Annotated in this window: 13 protein-coding genes and 1 pseudogene; 6 read left to right on the top strand and 8 right to left on the bottom strand. The window is 66.8% G+C overall.

What is annotated here, in order from left to right:
- Window positions 1-62 precede the first annotated feature (62 nt).
- Window positions 63-3,329: a Hint domain-containing protein gene (locus tag ACYQ6W_RS16310; protein ID WP_459676786.1), complete on the top strand. Its 3,267-nt coding sequence runs from the start codon at window positions 63-65 to the stop codon at window positions 3,327-3,329.
- A gap of 71 nt (window positions 3,330-3,400) precedes the next feature.
- Complete coding sequence (locus tag ACYQ6W_RS16305; RefSeq protein ID WP_459676785.1) at window positions 3,401-4,804, top strand: FAD-binding oxidoreductase; 1,404 nt, start codon at window positions 3,401-3,403, stop codon at window positions 4,802-4,804.
- On the opposite strand, the gene ACYQ6W_RS16300 is transcribed toward ACYQ6W_RS16305, so the two are convergent.
- Entirely contained in the window at window positions 4,740-6,020 is a 1,281-nt protein-coding gene (locus ACYQ6W_RS16300; RefSeq protein WP_459676784.1) for an MFS transporter, read from the bottom strand. The two genes, ACYQ6W_RS16305 and ACYQ6W_RS16300, sit on opposite strands and share 65 nt — an antisense overlap.
- Window positions 6,021-6,117: 97 nt before the next feature.
- Here ACYQ6W_RS16300 and ACYQ6W_RS16295 point away from each other — a divergent pair, with 97 nt between their 5' ends.
- Both ACYQ6W_RS16295 and ACYQ6W_RS16290 read left to right on the top strand, forming a co-directional pair.
- Window positions 6,118-7,602: a rhamnogalacturonidase gene (locus tag ACYQ6W_RS16295; protein ID WP_459676783.1), complete on the top strand. Its 1,485-nt coding sequence runs from the start codon at window positions 6,118-6,120 to the stop codon at window positions 7,600-7,602.
- Between the two features lie 11 nt (window positions 7,603-7,613).
- Entirely contained in the window at window positions 7,614-9,245 is a 1,632-nt protein-coding gene (locus tag ACYQ6W_RS16290; RefSeq protein WP_459676782.1) for an amylo-alpha-1,6-glucosidase, read from the top strand.
- Between the two features lie 65 nt (window positions 9,246-9,310).
- Here the strand turns inward: ACYQ6W_RS16290 and ACYQ6W_RS16285 are convergent, their stop codons facing one another.
- Both ACYQ6W_RS16285 and ACYQ6W_RS16280 read right to left on the bottom strand, forming a co-directional pair.
- Window positions 9,311-9,466: a hypothetical protein gene (locus tag ACYQ6W_RS16285; protein WP_459676781.1), complete on the bottom strand. Its 156-nt coding sequence runs from the start codon at window positions 9,464-9,466 to the stop codon at window positions 9,311-9,313.
- A gap of 75 nt (window positions 9,467-9,541) precedes the next feature.
- Window positions 9,542-10,462, bottom strand: a complete 921-nt coding sequence (locus ACYQ6W_RS16280) for a LysR family transcriptional regulator (RefSeq protein WP_459676780.1) — start codon at window positions 10,460-10,462, stop codon at window positions 9,542-9,544.
- Window positions 10,463-10,581: 119 nt separating this feature from the next.
- Here ACYQ6W_RS16280 and ACYQ6W_RS16275 point away from each other — a divergent pair, with 119 nt between their 5' ends.
- Entirely contained in the window at window positions 10,582-11,382 is an 801-nt protein-coding gene (locus ACYQ6W_RS16275) for an alpha/beta fold hydrolase (protein WP_459676779.1), read from the top strand.
- Window positions 11,383-11,721: 339 nt separating this feature from the next.
- Window positions 11,722-11,940 (top strand): annotated as a pseudogene (locus ACYQ6W_RS16270) (hypothetical protein); the annotation flags it as partial.
- Window positions 11,941-11,991: 51 nt separating this feature from the next.
- Here the strand turns inward: ACYQ6W_RS16270 and ACYQ6W_RS16265 are convergent.
- Genes ACYQ6W_RS16265 through ACYQ6W_RS16245 form a run of 5 tightly spaced genes read right to left on the bottom strand, consistent with a single transcriptional unit; the run spans window position 11,992 to window position 17,402 of the window.
- Complete coding sequence (locus ACYQ6W_RS16265; RefSeq protein ID WP_459676778.1) at window positions 11,992-14,205, bottom strand: N,N-dimethylformamidase beta subunit family domain-containing protein; 2,214 nt, start codon at window positions 14,203-14,205, stop codon at window positions 11,992-11,994.
- Window positions 14,206-14,237: 32 nt separating this feature from the next.
- Entirely contained in the window at window positions 14,238-14,567 is a 330-nt protein-coding gene (locus ACYQ6W_RS16260; protein ID WP_459676777.1) for a hypothetical protein, read from the bottom strand.
- 43 nt (window positions 14,568-14,610) lie between these two features.
- On the bottom strand, window positions 14,611-15,636 hold the full coding sequence (locus ACYQ6W_RS16255) for a Gfo/Idh/MocA family protein (protein ID WP_459676776.1): 1,026 nt from the start codon (window positions 15,634-15,636) through the stop codon (window positions 14,611-14,613).
- Window positions 15,637-15,648: 12 nt separating this feature from the next.
- Window positions 15,649-16,476: a carbohydrate ABC transporter permease gene (locus ACYQ6W_RS16250; protein ID WP_459676774.1), complete on the bottom strand. Its 828-nt coding sequence runs from the start codon at window positions 16,474-16,476 to the stop codon at window positions 15,649-15,651.
- Window positions 16,476-17,402, bottom strand: a complete 927-nt coding sequence (locus tag ACYQ6W_RS16245) for a carbohydrate ABC transporter permease (RefSeq protein ID WP_459676773.1) — start codon at window positions 17,400-17,402, stop codon at window positions 16,476-16,478. Before ACYQ6W_RS16245 ends, ACYQ6W_RS16250 begins: the two co-directional genes overlap by 1 nt.

The raw sequence follows: 17,402 nt of genomic DNA, 5'->3' as shown, positions 1-17,402 counted from the left end.
CATTGTTGGATTGAAATGAACCTGCGCCGGGCGATAGGCGCGCTTGGGGAAGGCACGGAACCATGTCCGGGACCACGCTCAATCTTTCGCTGACGGCAGCGCGTCTCGCGGAGTGGGAGCAGTCGGACGTGAACGTCTATGCCGTGCTCTTCTCAGGAAGCGGCGCGGGCACGGTGACCACCTTGATCTCCTCCGGCGCCGTGACAGCTGCGGGCTCTGCCATCTCCTCCGGCACGCTCACGGGCGGAGAGGCCTATACCATACCGCTGACGACCGGCAGCGAGACGCTGAACGGTGGCAAGCTCTACATCATCGCGCAGAGCGGCACCCAGGACATCTCGAGTCTGATCACCAGCCAGAGCTTCATCAATCCCGGCAGCGCGACGAGCTATGACTTCGCCTATGACAGCATGGAAGTCTCCCTGCTGAACAAGTCGACCGACGCCGCGAACCTGACGTCGGTGAACGGCTTCGCCCTGCCGATGGAACTGTCGGATGCCTATGGCAGCGTCGGCTACAAGGTCTCGGCCGACACGCTGGTGAACACGCTCACCACGACGATCGGCAGCAGCATCGTCAACACCTATACGACGGGTGGCTTGAGCGGCGAGACGCGGACGGTCACCTCGCCGACCGATGTCAACGAACCCGGCCCAGTAACCACCACCGGCCCTTATCCGCAGGCGGATTGGGGGCCTTACCTCACCGCGCTCGAATCGATCGCGCCGCAGGTCACCATCACCGGGCAGTTCAACGGCGCGGCCGATGCCACGGGGATTTGGCACAATGCCGGCTACTACGCCTATTCGTTGAGCTTCGACGGCACGAACTTCTGGCTCTCGCCGATGAGCAGCAGCGAGATCCAGGGCTATATCCTGCTGACGCCTGCTGATATCGAGCAGAACATCTATTCACAGATCGGCTCGGTCTCGATCTATACCGCGGCCTCCACCAGTTCGACGCTGATCGATACGGTCGCGGTTGGGGCCAATGATCAATGGGGCGCCGTGCTCGCCCAGTTCCTGACCGGCTTCACCGGTGGCTATTACGGGCAGGCCGGCCTGTCGCCGAACAGCCAGATCGGCAGCACCGTCAGCCTCGATCAGAACAACAACTGGGACCCGAGCTACGCCTTCCACGTCAATACCGAAACCGTTGTCAGCCCCGGCAACGGCGTGCCGTATGATCAATATTCAAAGGTCTTCTTTCAGGACTCGAACTCCTACGGCTCACCCTATTCCGACGCGCTGATGAGCCAGTACACGGCAGGCGGGCCGCTGCTCAGCGTCGCCAATTCCGAGAGTGTCGACGTCTCGACGCTCGATCTCACGATCTTCGGCAGTTCGGAGACGCCGACCGGCTACGTGACACCGACGATCAATGACTATATCGCGCCGTCCGAGGCGACGGTGGTGACGGCCGGCACCATCTACACCTATGCCTTGCCCACCGCGAATACGGCGGGCGCCAACGTCACGCTCTCCTTCTATTCTCAGGTCGGCGCTGATGCCGGCATCGACCTCGACCCGACCACCGCGATCGCCATCAGCTATCTTACGGGAGAGACGGTCGATCCCACCACCGGTGCCGTCACGCCCGTGTGGAACACCGTGACGATCAATGGGGCCGGCACCTACGTCGTCGGCAACGACTCGATCGCCGCGCCCACCTTGTGGAATCAATGGACGATCGCTCCTGGTTCGACCATCGCGACCCTGGACACGACGACCCCGAATGCACCCGGAAGCTTGGTTCTCAATCTGCCGACGGCGGATCAGGGCGTGTCCTGGTATCAGATCACCGTGGGCGCCGGTACGGCCGACGCCAAGACCTACAATTTCTACACGACGACGGCCGAGGTTCCGGCCGGCACGGATGTCAACGGCCAGACCATCGCCAATGCGGAATCGGGGGTGTTCGTCAATCCGGCCTATACCGGCCAATCTGCGTCCCAGGCGGTGGACGGCTTGGCCGGCATTGCTGGCTCCTCCACGCAGTCCGGCCCGACGCAATACACCAATACTCTGACGGTCAGCTTCGCCAAAGGATCGACCATCACCTACAACCCGGGTCTCGTCGTCAAGAACACCGGCGAGAACGCGAATTTCGGCGGCGTCGGCTATCCCAGCCCAGCTCCTACGCCCGTCGTCGCCGACTATATGAACGACGGCACCCTCACCACCGTCCCGGGTGAGACGGGGGGTGCGGCTGGTAGCCAGGGGAACCCGATTACGACCCCCGAAACCAACTTCCAGCTGGGGTGGGCAGGCTACGACACGAACAGCGTCACGGTCGAATACAACGCTAACGTGGTCAACAACACCACGACGACGCAGACGACGGTGGATGGTTATGGGTGGACCGGATCGGCAGCCGTGCAGCCGCCGCAACTCGGCGAGAATGAGGCGATCACGGGTCTCGCCACCATCACAGGCACCGGCGCCTATGCCGATATCGGCGCCTATACCAACAAGGTCGATGGCTGGGGTGATGCCGTCATCCTCATCGACAACGGCGTGGGCCAGACGACGACCGTGATCACGCCCGCGGACGTCGACGGCAACTGGCTGAGCAATGCGCTCGCCTTCGGCAACGGCACCTACACCATCACCATGTTCGGCGCGATCGAGCAGAACGGCACGCTGGCGCAGACGACGCAGGCGAGCACGCCGCTCTATCTCGAGGTGGACAGCCCGCAGCAGGTAAATGCGCCGAATACCGTGACCCTGGCCTGTTTCGCGGAAGGAACCGGCATCGAGACCGCCGCCGGGCGTGTGGCCGTGGAGCGGCTGGCGGTCGGCGATCGTTTGCGCACCGTCTCCGGCGCATGGCGGCCGATCCGCTGGATCGGCCACCGGACGGTCGACTGCGCGCGCCACCCGGCGCCCGATGCCGTCCGCCCCGTGCGCATCCGGGCCGGCGCCTTCGGCGCGGGCTTGCCAGTGCGCGACCTTGATCTGTCACCCGACCACGCGATCTTCGCCGAAGGCGTGCTGGTGCCCATCAAGCATCTCGTCGATGGCGGCGCGATCCGTCAGCGCCGGGTGCGTTCCGTCACCTACTACCATGTCGAACTCGACAGCCACGACGTGATCCTAGCCGAGGGCCTGCCGGTAGAGACCTATCTCGACACCGGGGATCGCGCCGCTTTCGCGAATGGCGGTGATGTCCTGTCCTTCCATCCCGCCTGGGGCAGCGAAGCGCGGGACGTCTCGCTCCTCTTCGAGGCGGAGGGCTATGCCCCGCTGCGCGTCACCGGGCCGGAGATCGCCCGGATCCGCGCGCGTCTCGCCGCGACCTCCAACCGGCAAGAGGCACCCGCTGCCTGACGCGGCGTTGCCTGCCGCTGGTATCTCAGTTAAGCGATGGGACCAGCGGAACGCCGCCGTCGGGAGGATGCATGTCTCTGGTGGAAACCCTCTCCCGGCTGATCGGGCCGGCCCATGTGCTCACGGCGGAGGCGGACGTGCACCGCTATGCCGAGGGCTGGACCGGGAAGTGGCACGGCCGGCCGCTGGCGGTGGTGCGGCCTGCCGACACGGCCGAGGTCGCGGCCGTCCTCCGCGCCTGCCATGCGGCGGGACAGCCCGTGGTGCCGCAGGGCGGCAATAGCGGCCTCGTGGATGGTGGCCTGCCCTCCGCTGAGGGCAACGAGATCGTCCTCAGCCTCGAACGCCTCAATCGGGTGCGCGCAGTCGATCCGATCGGCTTCACCATGACCGTCGAGGCCGGCTGCGTGCTACAGACGGTGATCGACCGGGCGCTGGCCGAGGACTGCTTCTTCCCGCTCTCCCTCGGCGCGCGGGGCAGCTGCCAGATCGGCGGCAACGTCGCCACCAATGCCGGGGGCATCAACGTGCTGCGCTGGGGCATGATGCGCGATCTCGTGCTCGGGCTCGAAGTGGTGCTGCCCGACGGCCGCATCTGGAATGGGCTGTCCACTCTGCGCAAGGACAATACCGGCTACGACCTCAAGCAGCTCTTCATCGGCGCCGAGGGGACGCTCGGCATCGTCACCGCCGCCTCCCTGAAGCTCTTCCCGCGGCCGAGCGCTGTCGAGACCTGCCTTCTGGCCGTGCCCTCCACGACGGCGGCGCTGACCCTCTTCGGGCAGGCGCGGCGTGGGCTCTGTGATCTGCTCAGCGCCTATGAACTGCTGACGCGGCCCTGCTTCGATCTGGTCTTCGAGACCTATCCGGAGAACCGTGATCCGCTCTCCGCGCCGGCGCCTGCCTATGTGCTGCTCGAAACCTCGGTGAGCGGCGGGCTCGATCTTCGGCCCCGGCTCGAAGCCTTCCTCGAAGCCATGATGGAGGAGGGGTTGGTGTTGGACGGCGCGGTGGCGGAGAGCGAGGCGCAGCGCGCTGCCTTCTGGCGCATCCGCGAGGATCTGGTGGAAGCGCAGTATCGGGTGGCGCCGCGCCATCTGCGCACCGACCTGTCCGTGCCGCAGGCCGCGCTCGCGGCTTTCATCGCCGCGCTGGACACGATGGTGGCAGGGGAGTTTCCGGAGTTGCGGCCCATTGCCTACGGGCACATCGGCGACGGCAACGTTCACTACAACCTGCTGCCGCAGCCCGGGACGCCGGAGGACACGCTGGCAGCCCGGCTCGAGGCCTGCGAGGCGCGGCTCTTCACGATCACCGCCGCCCATCGCGGCTCGATCAGCGCCGAGCACGGCATCGGCCGCTCCAAGCGCGCCGCCTTCCTGGAGACGCTTCCCGAGGTGGAGCGCGACCTCATGCAGGGTCTGAAGAGGCTGCTGGACCCGCAGGGGCTACTCTCCCCCGGGCGCGTGATTTAGCGACAGGGCGCGTCTCCGGCAGCAGCAGCAGGATGAGGGCGATGCCGAGCAGCGCCGGCAGGGTGAGGGCGTAGAAGGCGCTGGCGAGGCCGTAACGATCGGCGATCCAGCCGGCGAGGGTGGTGCTGAAGGTGGCGCCCAGGCTGCCGGCGAGGCCGAAGGAGCCAATGGCGAGGTTGAGGTAGCCGGTCTTCTCGGTCAGGTCCGCGGCGACGAGAGGGATCATCACGCCTATGCTCGCGGCGGCCGCGCCATCGAGCAATTCGATCGCGATCAGCGCTGCGGCGCCCGGGTTGGTGGAGAGCAGCAGGGCGCGCAGCACCAGGCAACTGAAGCCCATCAACAACACTGGCCGCCGCCCCCATCGCTCCGCAGTCTGGCCCAGACGCGGCGCCAGCACCACCACCACCGCCTGCAGCGCGATGATCGAGCCGGTGGTCGCGATGGCCGCGCCACCATGGCGATGGGCGAGGGCATTGAGGGCGAGGGGCAGCATCGCCGCATTCGCCAGAGTGAAGAGCGTCACGCAGACGGCGAAGGTATGCATGTGCCCCTCGAAGAAGACCTGCCAGAAGCGGGCGTCCCGCGCTTTCGGATGCAGCATGGCCGGATGTTCGGCCGCCTGAGGTGGGGGCGGCGCCACCGGCCGTATGGCGAAGAGGCAGAGCGCGGCCGGCAGCGCCATGACGGCCGCGAGCAGGAAGGCGGCGCGGATCGAGAGATGCCAGGCGACGAGGCCGAGGAGTGCGGCGGCGAGGGCGTTGCCGAGCGAGGCGTAGCGCTGGTTGCGCCCGACATGCTCACCGAATTCGCCGCGCCCCCCGAGGCTCAGCGTCAGCGCGGCGATGGCGGGCGCCAGCATGGCGGCGGCGAAGCCGTGCAGCACCTCCACCCCCAGAACCGGCAGGAAGCCCGGATGCACCGCGAGGATGAGCATGCCGAGCGCGAAGCCTGCGAGCGCAACGCCGCAGGCGAGACGCCGCTGCGGCAGATGGTCCACCAGCAGCCCGGCCGGCACCTGGCTCACCATGCCCGCGATGGAGCCCACGCTGAGGGCCAGGCCCACCTGCCCCTGGCTCCACCCCGCACGGGTGAGATAGACGGGAAGAAAAGGGCCATATCCCGTCTGCAGGCTGGCCGCGAAGAAATTGAAGGCCCGGAGGCCGCGCCAGGAGGCGCGGGCGGTCGGCGTTTCGGTCTCGGAAGCGTTATCCACGGCGGTGGCCTTCTTTCGGGCGGTTGTCGCCATTTATACAGCGGGAAGGATTCTGTCTTGGGGGCGCGTCGCGTGCGAGGGCAAGGAAACCGCTTGCGTGGATAGGGTCTTCGAGCCGCGCGCCTATGGTGCCGAAGGTGACGGGCGAAGGCTCGACACCGCGGCCATCAATCGCGCGATCGCGGCCGCGGCCGCCGTTGGGGGCGGTACCGTGCTGTTCGGTCCCGGCACCTATCTCTGCCATTCCCTGCATCTGGCGAGCCGGGTGCGCCTGCTGCTCGACCGCGGCGCGGTGTTGCTCGCGGCCGATCCGCCGGCTACGCCCGATGCAGGCCCCGGCTACGATCTGCCGGAGGAGAATGCGGCCGCCCACGTCCCCTACCAGGATTTCGGCCACAGCCATTGGCGCAACAGCCTGCTCTCCGGCATCGGCCTCGAGGACGTCACGATCGAGGGCCCAGGCCTGATCTGGGGGCGTGGACTGGTCAATGGTGACTACGAGCCTGGGCATCTGCCGGCGATGCAGCCGGGCGTGGGCAACAAGGTGCTCGCCTTGCGGGACTGCCGGCGGGTGACGCTGCGCGGCTTCTCCATTCTGAAGGCCGGGCACGTCGCCGTGCTCGCCACAGGCTGTCGGGAACTGCGCATCAGCAACCTGACCATCGATACGAATCGCGATGGCATCAACCTCGATTGCTGTCAGGACGCGGTCGTGGAGGATTGCCGGGTCAACTCCCCGAGCGACGACGGCATCTGCCTGAAGAGCAGCTATGCGCTGGGGCGCCCAATCGCGACCGAGGACGTGCAGATCACTCGCTGCACCGTCTCCGGCAGCCTCCAAGCCGGAAGCCTCATCGCTGGGCCGCGCCGCCTGCTGGACGAGGGTCGGCGCGAAGCCTTCGCCAATGTCACGCACCGCACCGGGCGCATCAAGTTCGGCACCGAATCCAATGGCGGTTTCCGCCGTATCCGTATCGCGGACTGTGTGCTGGAGCGCTGCCGCGGTCTGGCCTTCGAAACGGTGGACGGGGGAGACATCGAGGACGTGCGTGCCGAGGGCGTGACCCTGCGCCAGGTGCGCCACGCGCCGCTCTTCATCCGCCTCGGCGCGCGGCTGCGGGGGCCCGCGGGCATCCGCCCCGGCCGGGTGCGCGGCATCACCCTGCGCGGCATTACCGCCGACCAGCCCTGGTCCGCCATGCCGATGCTGATCGCGGGCCTGCCAGGCTACCCGATCGAGGATGTGACGCTCTCGGACCTTCATCTGCGCAGCCGCGGCGGGGCGCCGGCGCGCGTCAGCGCCATCCGCCCGCCGGAAGCGGCCGCTGACTATCCGGACCCCGAGATGCTCGGCCTCGCTCTGCCGGCGGCCGGGCTCTTCGCCCGACACATCCGCGGGCTCAGCCTGCGGCATCTCCGCTTCGATTGCGCCCGCCCCGATGGCCGCCCCTTCGCCTGGCTCGATGACGTCGACGGCATGCGGCTCGACCTCCGCCACGTTTCGGGTCTGCGCGCGCCGCTGCTGCAGCGGGCCGGGTGGGTGCGCCGCCTCACCATGATCGGCCCGCTGAGACGGCCATGAAGGAGACTGCCATGCCGCAGACACTCGACGCCTTCTTCTGGCCCGGCTGGCATCGCGGGCAGCTCATCGCGCTCTCGGGCCTGGAAGAGGCTAGCCGGACGGACGATGCCGGCGGTCTCGTCTGCCGGACGGAGACAGACGGCATCGCCGTCGTCTTCCCCGCCTCGGGCCGGCTGCGCCTGACCACGGCCGTGCGGCGGGCCGCCGTCTCCTGTGACTGTCTGCTGGCCGAGACCGACGCCGGCTTGCTGCGTGGCGCCATGTTGGACGCGCATCACCTGCTGCTCGAAGGTCCGGTCGAGGCGGGTGCACTGGATGCGGGGCTCGCCGTCAAACGGACGGGGAACCGCCTGCTTATCGGCACCACAGCTGCCTTCCGCCCGGAGTATCTCGGGGCCGAACTCGATGCGGTGATCGCGGCGCGCAGTGCCTGGGTGCTGGGCCAGCCGTTGCTCGCCCGGCAGACGGGCCTGCGGCGGCACACCGTCTTTCGCGCGCTCTCGGTGATGAAGGGCCAGGTCTGTTCGGCGGAGGCCGCGCTGCCGCTGCGCTGGACGACGCCGGACCGTTGGCCGCACAAGGACATGTGGTTATGGGATTCGGTCTTCCACGCCATCGGCTGGCGACACCTTGATCAGCCGCTGGCGCGCGACATGATCGAAGCGGTGCTGGCCGGGCAGAAGACGAGCGGCTTCGTGCCGCATCAGATGTCGCCGACGCGCCGGCCATCCGAGATTACGCAGCCGCCCTTGCTCGCCTATGGCGTCGCCTGCGTCGATGCGCTGTCACCCGACCGGGGCTGGATCGCGCGCCTCTATCCCAAGCTGTGCGCCTATGTGCAGTGGGATCTCGCGCATCGCGACGTCGATGCGGATGGCCTCTGCGAATGGTTCATGGAGGGGGACCCGCATGGCCGCAGCGGCGAAAGCGGCATGGACAATTCCCCGCGCTTCGACTTCCACTATCCGACGGCCCTGGATGCGACGGATTTCAACGCCTTCCTCGCGCTGGAATGCGCGACGCTCTGCCGCTTTGCCAACCGCCTCGGCATGGCGTCGGACGCCGCGCTGTGGCAGGCCCGCAGCGACCGCTTGGCCCGCCTGATCGAGGAGCGGCTGTGGTCCGAGGAGGCGGGGTTCTACTGCGATTTCGATGCCGTGCGGGGCGAGCATTCGCCGGTGCTGGCGAGTGCGGGCTTCCTGCCGCTGCTGGCCCGCACGCCGGACCTCGCCCGCGCGCGGCGCTTGCTCGCGCATCTCGCGGATCCGGCGGCCTTCGGCACGGCCTTTCCCGTGCCCTCGGTCGCGGCCGGCAGCCGGTTCTACACGAAGGACATGTGGCGCGGTCCGAGCTGGATCAATCTCAACTGGCTCATCGCGCGCGGTCTCGAATCCTATGCGGCGGAGGATGCGGCTTTCGCCGAGCGGGCCGCGGCACTCGACGCGGCGACGATTGCGACGGTCGAAGCGGCGTGCGGGCGCTATGCGACCTTCTTCGAATATTACGACGCGCTTGCCGAGACCGACCCGCCGCAGTTGCTGCGCAAGGGCGAATGCAACCCGGACAATCCGTTCCGCCAAGTGATTCACGATTACGGCTGGACGGCGACGCTCTATCTCGATCTCGTGGCGCGCGGCGGGTAGGAGGAAGCACAGCGTCGGTCAGCCGCTTCAGGCCCCTAGCCGCGGCCTGGAGTCGGGTTGACACGTCATGGTACCTTCGGTGTTGCGGGAACTTCAGGCCGCAGCGGAAAGATCGCACTGGCCATGAATAGCCCCATGGCGGCGCCGAGCACCGTCTCCCACCCGCGCGCGGCGAGCACGGCCGCGGAATGCTCGCCGGTGACCGCCATGACGGGCTTCATGGCCTCCCTCGGGATTGCGCCGGTTCTGCTGTGCGGCTGCCAGACTATCGAACAGCTCCAGCAGCCGGCAATTGCTCAGGGACTGGCAACTGCCGAGGCCCCCTCGGGCATGGGGCCGAACCGTTCCTTCAGCACGTCGGCAAAGCGGCGGAGCTTGGTGCTCACCTGACGCGCCGAGGGATAGACGAGGCTGATGGCAAGGCTTTCGGTCGTATAGCCAGGCAGAATCCGCTCCAGGGCGCCGCGTGCGACATGCGGGCCAAGCACGAAGCTGGGCCCATAGGCGATGCCGCCGCCGGCGAGCGCCGCGGCGAGGAGGAGTTCCATATTATCCGCCAGCAGGCGCGGGGGACCGGTGACCCGTTCCGCGCGCCCATCGGGCCCGGTGAACGTCCAATCGCCCGGCGAGGTGGCGCGGCTGAAGGCGAGCCGATGGTGACCACGCAAATCGGCGGGCGAGGTGGGTCGGCCGTGCGCCTCGAGATAGGCGGGCGCCGCGCAGGCGATCATCCGGCTTTCCGCCAAGCGGAGTGCGACGAGGCTCGAATCGGGCAGGCTGCCGATGCGGATCGCGCAGTCGAAGCCCCCGCCGAGGAGATCAACGAAACGGTCGTCTAGGCTCATCTCGACCCACACGCCCGGATAGCGACGCATGTACTCCGCGACCGGCGGCCCGAGATGGAGCGCGCCGAAGCTGCTCGGCGCGGAGAGGCGCAGGACACCGCGCGGCTCCTCCTGCAGGGCGCGGGCGGCGCGATCGGCCTCATCGAGCTGATCGAGGATCAGGCGGCCGTGTCGGTAATAGTGCTCGCCAGCCTCCGTGAGGTGCAGCTTGCGCGTGGTCCGATGAAGCAGCCGGACGCCGAGCGAGGCCTCCATCGCCGCGAGATGCTTCCCGGCCATGGCGGGCGTCATGCCCAGCCCGCGCGCCGCGGCGGCGAGGCTGCCGCCTTCGACCGCGGCGAGGAAGACGGAGAGGCTGAGGAAGCGGTCCATGCCCTATTCGATCATCTGATTATCGAGTGAATCGAGAAAATAGGTGATTATCCTCGTGTGGGAAAGGCTCCATCTCCTGCCTGGCGCTTTCGGCCCGAACCACGACAGGAGATGCATTCATGATGATCACGGCAAACGGCATGACCCTGCATGCGGAGATGAGCGGGCAGGACGGCCTCGCTCTCGTTTTCCTCCATTATTGGGGCGGCACGGCACGGAGCTGGCAGCCGGTGATCGCCGCGCTGCCTGAGACCCTGCGCAGCGTGGCGCTGGATGCCCGCGGCTGGGGCCGCTCCGGCCGTCCGGCGGATGGCTATGACATTCGCACGATGGCCGATGACGTAGAGGCGGCGATCGCAGCCCTCGGCCTGGAGCGCTACCTGCTCGTGGGCCATTCGATGGGCGGCAAGGTGGCGCAGCTCATCGCCTCCAGGCGCCCGGCGGGGCTCGCCGGCCTCGTCCTCGTGGCGCCGTCACCGGCCCAGGGGAAGCGTCTCCCTCTCGCGGAGCGGCAGGCGATGGCCGCCGCCTATGCCAGTGCGGAGGCGGCAGAATGGACGGTGGACAATATCCTCAGCGGGCGGCCTCTACCCGCTGCTGTTCGGGCGGAGCTCATCGCCGGCAGTCTCGCCGGTGCCGAGGCCGCCAAGCGCGCCTGGCCGCACACCGGGATTGCCGAGGATGTCAGCGCAAATCTCGGCCGGATCGAGGTGCCGGTGCGCGTCATCGGCGGGGAGATGGACAAGGTCGACAGCGTGGCAATGTTGCAAAGCCTGGTCCTTCCGTCGCTCGGCGCAGCGCGGCTCACGGTGATCGAGGGCGCTGGGCATCTTCTGCCGCTGGAAGCGCCCTTGGAGGTCGCGGCGCAGATCCTCGCTTTCGTGGCGGAGGTCGAGAACGGCGGCGGTACGGAGGCCTGAGGCTATTCGGACAGGGGGCGAGGCCACCGGTTTCTGCTCGGACCATTCGATCGGCGTGCCATCGGTATCATCGGTCGATGGCTGCTCGAGTGGTTCCCGAAGGCGTTTCGCCGAAGAGAGACTTGTCATGCATCGCGAAGCGGCCCCAATGCATGAACCCTCAATCGAGCGTGATGTCGGAGACTTTGACAGAGCCCCGGAGCCGTGAGCGCTGAGACGAGGAGGCTCGCCTCTGGGTCTCCGACGCCAAACGCACAGGGTCTTCTTTTCGGCGCGACCGCCCCATCTATCGCTTGCAGCGCAGAGCATCGGGCTCGGCTGCTTTGGATGGATGACGGTATGCGCTCCTGGACGTATCTGACGATGACGGCCCTGATCCTCGGTGGGTTCACCGGCGTGGCTCATGCGGAGCCCGGCGGTTGCGTGAAATACGGCGCCGTGGGCGCGGTCGGCGGCCATGTGGCTGGGCATCATGCCGTGCTGGGCGCGGCGGCAGGCTGCGCGGCGGGAATGTACAAACGGCACGAATACCGCAAGCATATGAAGGAACAGGCGGCTCAGCCTCACTAGAGCGCGCATCGCTGCGCAGCCTGCCGCCCGCCCGGACGGTCAGCCGGCCGGCGGCGCGGCGAAGGGCGCGGGGTCCATGAAGCGCTTCAGCGTATTCAACGTGATGCGGGCGATGTTGTTCTCATACCCGTTGCTCGGCAGTGACCCGCACCAAGCAATCGAACCGGTGGCGAAGACGGCGCCCCCCGCCGCCGTCTCGTAGAAGCTGAGATCGGCGCGCACGCGGTCGTTCTGGTCCCCGCCGAGATTGGGCAAGGTCGCGGTGAACTCCTCGTTGACGAGAAGAATGAGCGGGCTATGGCCTTCCGAGGAGGCAAGCCGCAGGACGTGCGGCGGCGAGCCGAGCAGAGGATTGATGCAATCGAGTTCGATTCCGGCGGCGCCGCCCCCGATGAGGCCGAAATCGCCGATCACCTCTTCCGTCACACCCTCGAAAATGAAGGCGGCGCGGGGATTGTCCGCATCCGGCGCGCGCCGATAGGGCGCTGACACGTCAAAGCCCTGAGCGACGAAGCCGATGCCCGCCATGAGATTGGGCGGCCGACCACAGCGGCGCCAGAGGCCGCCATATTCGCCGGTGAAGGAGTGGTAGTATTCGCCAGGCTCGGCTTCCCAGGTTCGGATGCCGTCTTCCGCCCGGCGCACTTCGATGACGCCGGGCAGTTCGTCATGAAAGGCGATGCGCCAGTACCAGCCGTTGCCGCCCATATACATCAGCCGGCCGCCGCGATCGATCCAGGCCTTCATCGCATCCCACATCGCGGTGGAGTGATATTCGGGATGCGAGCCTGTGAGGATGACGTCGTAATCCGCGATCAGCGGATAGCCGTCCTGATGCAGGTCCTCGTCCGTCACTACGTCATAGTCGATGCCGTTATGGTCGAGCCAGCCGAAGAGATGCGTATCGGCGTTGTACTGGTAGAGACTTGATCCATCACCGCCGAGCCAGGAGTGGTAGCGCGGCGCGCAATTGATGTTGGGGCGCAGGCGGCTGGAATAGCAGATGCCCGAGCCATCCGCGTGTTTGTCGTAAAGCGAATGGCAAAGCTCGGGATGATCGTAGAGATAGACATCCTGATGCCCGAAATGCAGAAGCCGGCCCATGAGTCGCTCCACGCCGCGCACGGTGATGTGCTCGCCATGATTGGCATAGGCGATGTAGGAGCAGGTGGGCGCGAGGAAGGCGACCTTCGGGCGCGAGCCCGGCGCCCGCTGCCGCGGCGGGCGGATGAAGAAGGGGATGTAACTCTCCCGCATGGCCATCGGCTCGTTGTCGCCGCAGGTCACATGCAGGGCGTAAGCGCCGCTTTTCGCGTCCTCCGGCACGGTCCAGACGAGATCGGCCGGCCAGCCGGCATCATAGAGATCGTCTTCATGAAAATGGATCGCGGCGTATTCGCGTGGAGCTGCCTGCCAGCTGTGATGCTCGCCCGTCCAGCGCATGCCCTTCATGCCGCGCGTCGGCAGGTTGACGAGCCGACCGTGATGGCGGAAGGGGCTCGTATCGGTGGCGGTGGTGGAGCGGATGTCCTTGGAAAAGTCCCAGCACCCGATGCAGTCGTCATCACCGAGGAAGGCCGGGGCTTCGATCTTGCCGTTGAAATGGGCGCCGATTGATCCGTCTGCCTGCGGCGCCCCGGCCATATAGAGCGGTACCGCGCCGAACTGCGGCGCGAGCGGCAAGGCGTCTTCCTGGCTGCCATCATCCTCCACGCCGACATCTCTTTTCGGAGCCATCTGGCGGAGCGAGAAGCGACCGGCGGCGCTGTCGATGGTCAGTTCGATGGAATACCATTTCCGCTCGAGAAGCCGTAGGGGCAGGGTTGCTCGCGCGGTCCGCCCCGTGCCGTCGCCCAAGGTGAGTGTGAGACCGCGCTCATCGACGGAGAGGATGAAGCCGCTTTGCCGCACCGGATCCCATTGCGCGACGATCACCTGGTCCTGGCGCGCGAGCAGCGTCGGCCAGATCAAGGCTTTGAAGGTGATGCTCCGGTAATCGGCGAGGCTCGGGAAATCCTCGATGATGAGGTAGGACCCGGCGTCCGCGCGGCGCGGCTGCCCGGCATAGTGGCCGTCAAGACTGCTCGGATAATGCGGCAGGTTGAGGCCGGGGCCTTCAGGATTGCTGTCGCCATTGATGACACGCACGATGCGCGCCGCAAAGCTCTCGCCCTCTTCAAGCGAGATATGAAAGGCGATGGGCTCACCCGGTGCCACGCTGTAGCGGTCCGGATAGCCGAGGATCTTCAGCATGAGCGCTCCTTAGGCAAAGGGGGCGAGGGATATCATTCCTCGTCCGCGTCTCTCATCGGCAGGTTGATGTGCTGGCCCGTCGCCGCGTACCAGCGACGCCGGAAGACTTCCCATTCGGCCTCGTTCCTGTCGGTGAAGATCGCGCCCTCCTCGAAGACCAAGGGCTCGCGCCGATCGGCCGGCATTTCCGCGATCTGCCATTCGGCAAAAGGCACACGGCAGAACAGCACGATCTGCCGGCCGCTCGGATCAAAGCGTAGCGTGTTGAGCACGCGCATGAGACCCGGGCTGTGCCGCCCGACCGGCTGGCGGCGGAACTCCTCGACGAATTGCATGTCGGTCTCGGGATCGATGCGATACATGAGCGGCCTCCCACGCCAGGGAATCTATCAACAAGCGGTCCGCTCAAGCGAGTCGGATCGTCTCCCCACTCGCGGCCGCCGCTTCGATGGCGGAGAGAATGCGGGTTGCCGCCAGCCCGTCGGCCGCGGTCGCCAGCAGCGGGCCGCCGGCGACGACCGCATCGACGAAGCGCGCGATGGCCTCATAGACGAAGCCACCGATACGGCCGATGCCGGCCGGGGTGCTGCCGAAGAGATCGGTCGCCCGCAGGCCTTGGCCCGTGAATTTGCGAAAGGCGCCGTTATCCGCCGTGCTGACGTGCACGGCGCCGGCTTCCCCCACCAGTTCCAGCCGGAAATCGTAGAGCATCGGGGAATCGGGTGGCAGCACCCAGCTGTTTTCGAGCGTGACAACCGCGCCCGAGGCCAATTGGAGCAAAGCGAGATGCACATCGGCCGTCTCCACGCCGAGGCCCTTGAGGAAGCCATCGCGCCGCACCGCCTGGACGGCGACGACCTCATCGCCCGTCACGAAGCGCAGCGCGTCGACCGCATGGCTGCCGAGGAACCAAAGGGCGGAGGATTGTCCCGCCCAGCGCAACATCTCCCGCGGCACGAAGGTCGTGTTGCTGAGACGAAGATTGCCGTGGATGACGCGCCCGATCTCGCCCCGCGCCACCGTCTCCTGCAGGGCCGCGACTGCAGGGTTCACGCGATTGTGGAAATCAAGCATGAGGATACGGTCGCTGTTCGCCGCGGCTGCGACCACGCGTTCGGTCTCGGCAAGATCGGTCGCGAGCGGCTTCTCGCTCATCACATGCTTGCCGGCCGCGAGAGCCGCGAGGATGATGGCGGCATGCGCGAAATCCGGCGTCGCCACCGTCACCGCATCCACCTCGCGGTCGGCGAGCAGTTGGCCGAGATCCGTATAGGCGCGCTCGGCGCCGAATTGGGCGCGCATCGCCTCCGCCCGCGCGCCGTCGGTGTCGCAGACGGCTACGAGGCGAGCGGCAGGGAGCGTGCTCAATACCCGCGCATGCTGCGAGCCCCAGAGGCCCGCGCCGACGATGGCGAATCCCGTCTGCGTCATGAGGGAACGCTCCTATCCTTTGAGTGATCCGAAAGTGAGGCCGCGCACGACGTAGCGGCCCATGGCCAGGAAGATGAGCATCGGCGGCAGCATGGCGGCGATAGCGGCCGCGCCGATGTCGTTCCAGGTGACGCCGGTATTGCCGAAATAGCCGAGCGTGCCGATCGGCAGCGTCGCCGTCGCCTGGTTGCTGAGCACGAGCGGGAAGGCGGCATTGTTCCAGGCGAAGACGAAGGCAAACATCGCGGTGACGATGAGGCCGGGAGCGGCGAGCGGCAGGGTGACATGCCAGAGGATCGCCGGCAGCCGCGCACCGTCGAGTGCCGCAGAGGCTTCGAGATCAACCGGGATGTCGTCGAAGAAGCTCTTTTGCAGCCAGATCGAGAAGGGAACGACGACGGTTTGCAGCACCAGGATCATGGCAAGATAGGTGCCGGTGAGGCCGACTGCGGTTGCCAGAATGAAATAGGGGATGAGAAAGGCGACGGGCGGCGCCATCATCAACCCGAGATACCAGAGCATGAGGTTGCGCCGGCCGCGGAAGGCGAAGCGCGAGATCGCATAGGCCGCCGGAATGGAGAAGGGCAGGTTGAGCAGCACGGCGCCCCCCGCGACGATGATGCTGTTGAGCAACTGCCGTGCATTGAGGCCAGGGTCGATGAAGGTCTCGTAGAAGCCGGTCCAGCTCGGGTGGAAGAAGAGGGCCGGCGGCCGTGCGAAGGCAACGTCCGGCGGCTTGATGGCAAGCAGGAAGAACCAGACGATCGGCCCGATGAAGACGAGCATGAGCAGACACAAAGCGAGATAGAGCCAGAGCCGGCGGGCTGCGCTCATCCTCATCAGACGATGTCCTTGAAGGCGAAGACGGCGAAGAGCCCGATCAGGATGTTGACGAGGATGACGATGAGCCAGGTGCTGGCGCTCGATAGCCCGATGTTGAAATCGACGAGGCCTTGTTGATAGAGGTTGTAGGAGAGCGTGCGGGAGGCGGAGCCGGGGCCGCCGCGCGTCAGCACCAACACGAGATCGAAGAGGTTGAAGATCTGCATGAGCCGAAGAGCGGCGACGAAGCTCATCGGCTTGCGGATCATCGGAATCGTCATCCGCCAGAGGATCGTCCAGCCGCTCGCGCCATCGATGCGCGCGGCCTCCACGATGTCGTCCGGCACCGAGAGCAGCCCGGCATAGAGCACGATCGCGCAGAAGGGCGTCCATTGCCAGACATCGGCGGCGAGGATGGCCCAGAGCGCCGTCTGCCCGCTGCCCAGCAGCCCTTGCGACGGGATCGGGATATGAGCGACCTGCAAAAGCCAGGGGATGAGACCGCCCTGCGGATCATAGAGATAGCGAAAGAGAAATCCGGTGACGATGGGCGCGATCGTCGTCGGCATGATGAGCAGGGTGCGGCAGAGATTGACGCCGCGGAGCCGTACCATCAGCAGATGCGCGATCGCGAGACCGGCCGCCACTTCGATGACGGTGCCGACCAGCGCAATCGCGATGGTGTGGCCAAGCGCCTGGAAAAAATCCGACTGGGTGAAGGCCGCCTTGTAGTTGCCGAGTCCGATGAAGCCCAAGGGCTGCGGGCTCATCTGCAAATTCCAGAAATAGAAACTGTTGCGCAGCGAGAAGACGAGCGGGAAGGCAACCAGCACGGTCAGCAGCACGACGGACGGTGCAAGCAGCAGTAGTGGCAGAAGCGAGCGGCGCCTCGCGCCTCTGCCACGCTTGCCGTTTGGCGCATCCAGCGAGAGAACGGCCGACAT

This window comes from Acidisoma sp. 7E03 (assembly GCF_054665075.1).
The sequence above is the reverse complement of the archived record's forward strand: the minus strand, read 5'-3'. Positions and strand labels throughout refer to the sequence as shown.

Bases quoted from the DNA above. Each gene is read 5' to 3' on its own strand.
- ACYQ6W_RS16250 (WP_459676774.1), bottom strand. From the start codon at position 16,476: ATGAGGATGAGCGCAGCCCGCCGGCTCTGGCTCTATCTCGCTTTGTGT.
- ACYQ6W_RS16245 (WP_459676773.1), bottom strand. From the start codon at position 17,402: ATGTCGGCCGTTCTCTCGCTGGATGCGCCAAACGGCAAGCGTGGCAGA.
- ACYQ6W_RS16265 (WP_459676778.1), bottom strand. From the start codon at position 14,205: ATGCTGAAGATCCTCGGCTATCCGGACCGCTACAGCGTGGCACCGGGT.
- ACYQ6W_RS16310 (WP_459676786.1), top strand. From the start codon at position 63: ATGTCCGGGACCACGCTCAATCTTTCGCTGACGGCAGCGCGTCTCGCG.
- ACYQ6W_RS16275 (WP_459676779.1), top strand. From the start codon at position 10,582: ATGATGATCACGGCAAACGGCATGACCCTGCATGCGGAGATGAGCGGG.
- ACYQ6W_RS16305 (WP_459676785.1), top strand. From the start codon at position 3,401: ATGTCTCTGGTGGAAACCCTCTCCCGGCTGATCGGGCCGGCCCATGTG.
- ACYQ6W_RS16285 (WP_459676781.1), bottom strand. From the start codon at position 9,466: ATGAAGCCCGTCATGGCGGTCACCGGCGAGCATTCCGCGGCCGTGCTC.
- ACYQ6W_RS16260 (WP_459676777.1), bottom strand. From the start codon at position 14,567: ATGTATCGCATCGATCCCGAGACCGACATGCAATTCGTCGAGGAGTTC.
- ACYQ6W_RS16255 (WP_459676776.1), bottom strand. From the start codon at position 15,636: ATGACGCAGACGGGATTCGCCATCGTCGGCGCGGGCCTCTGGGGCTCG.
- ACYQ6W_RS16280 (WP_459676780.1), bottom strand. From the start codon at position 10,462: ATGGACCGCTTCCTCAGCCTCTCCGTCTTCCTCGCCGCGGTCGAAGGC.
- ACYQ6W_RS16290 (WP_459676782.1), top strand. From the start codon at position 7,614: ATGCCGCAGACACTCGACGCCTTCTTCTGGCCCGGCTGGCATCGCGGG.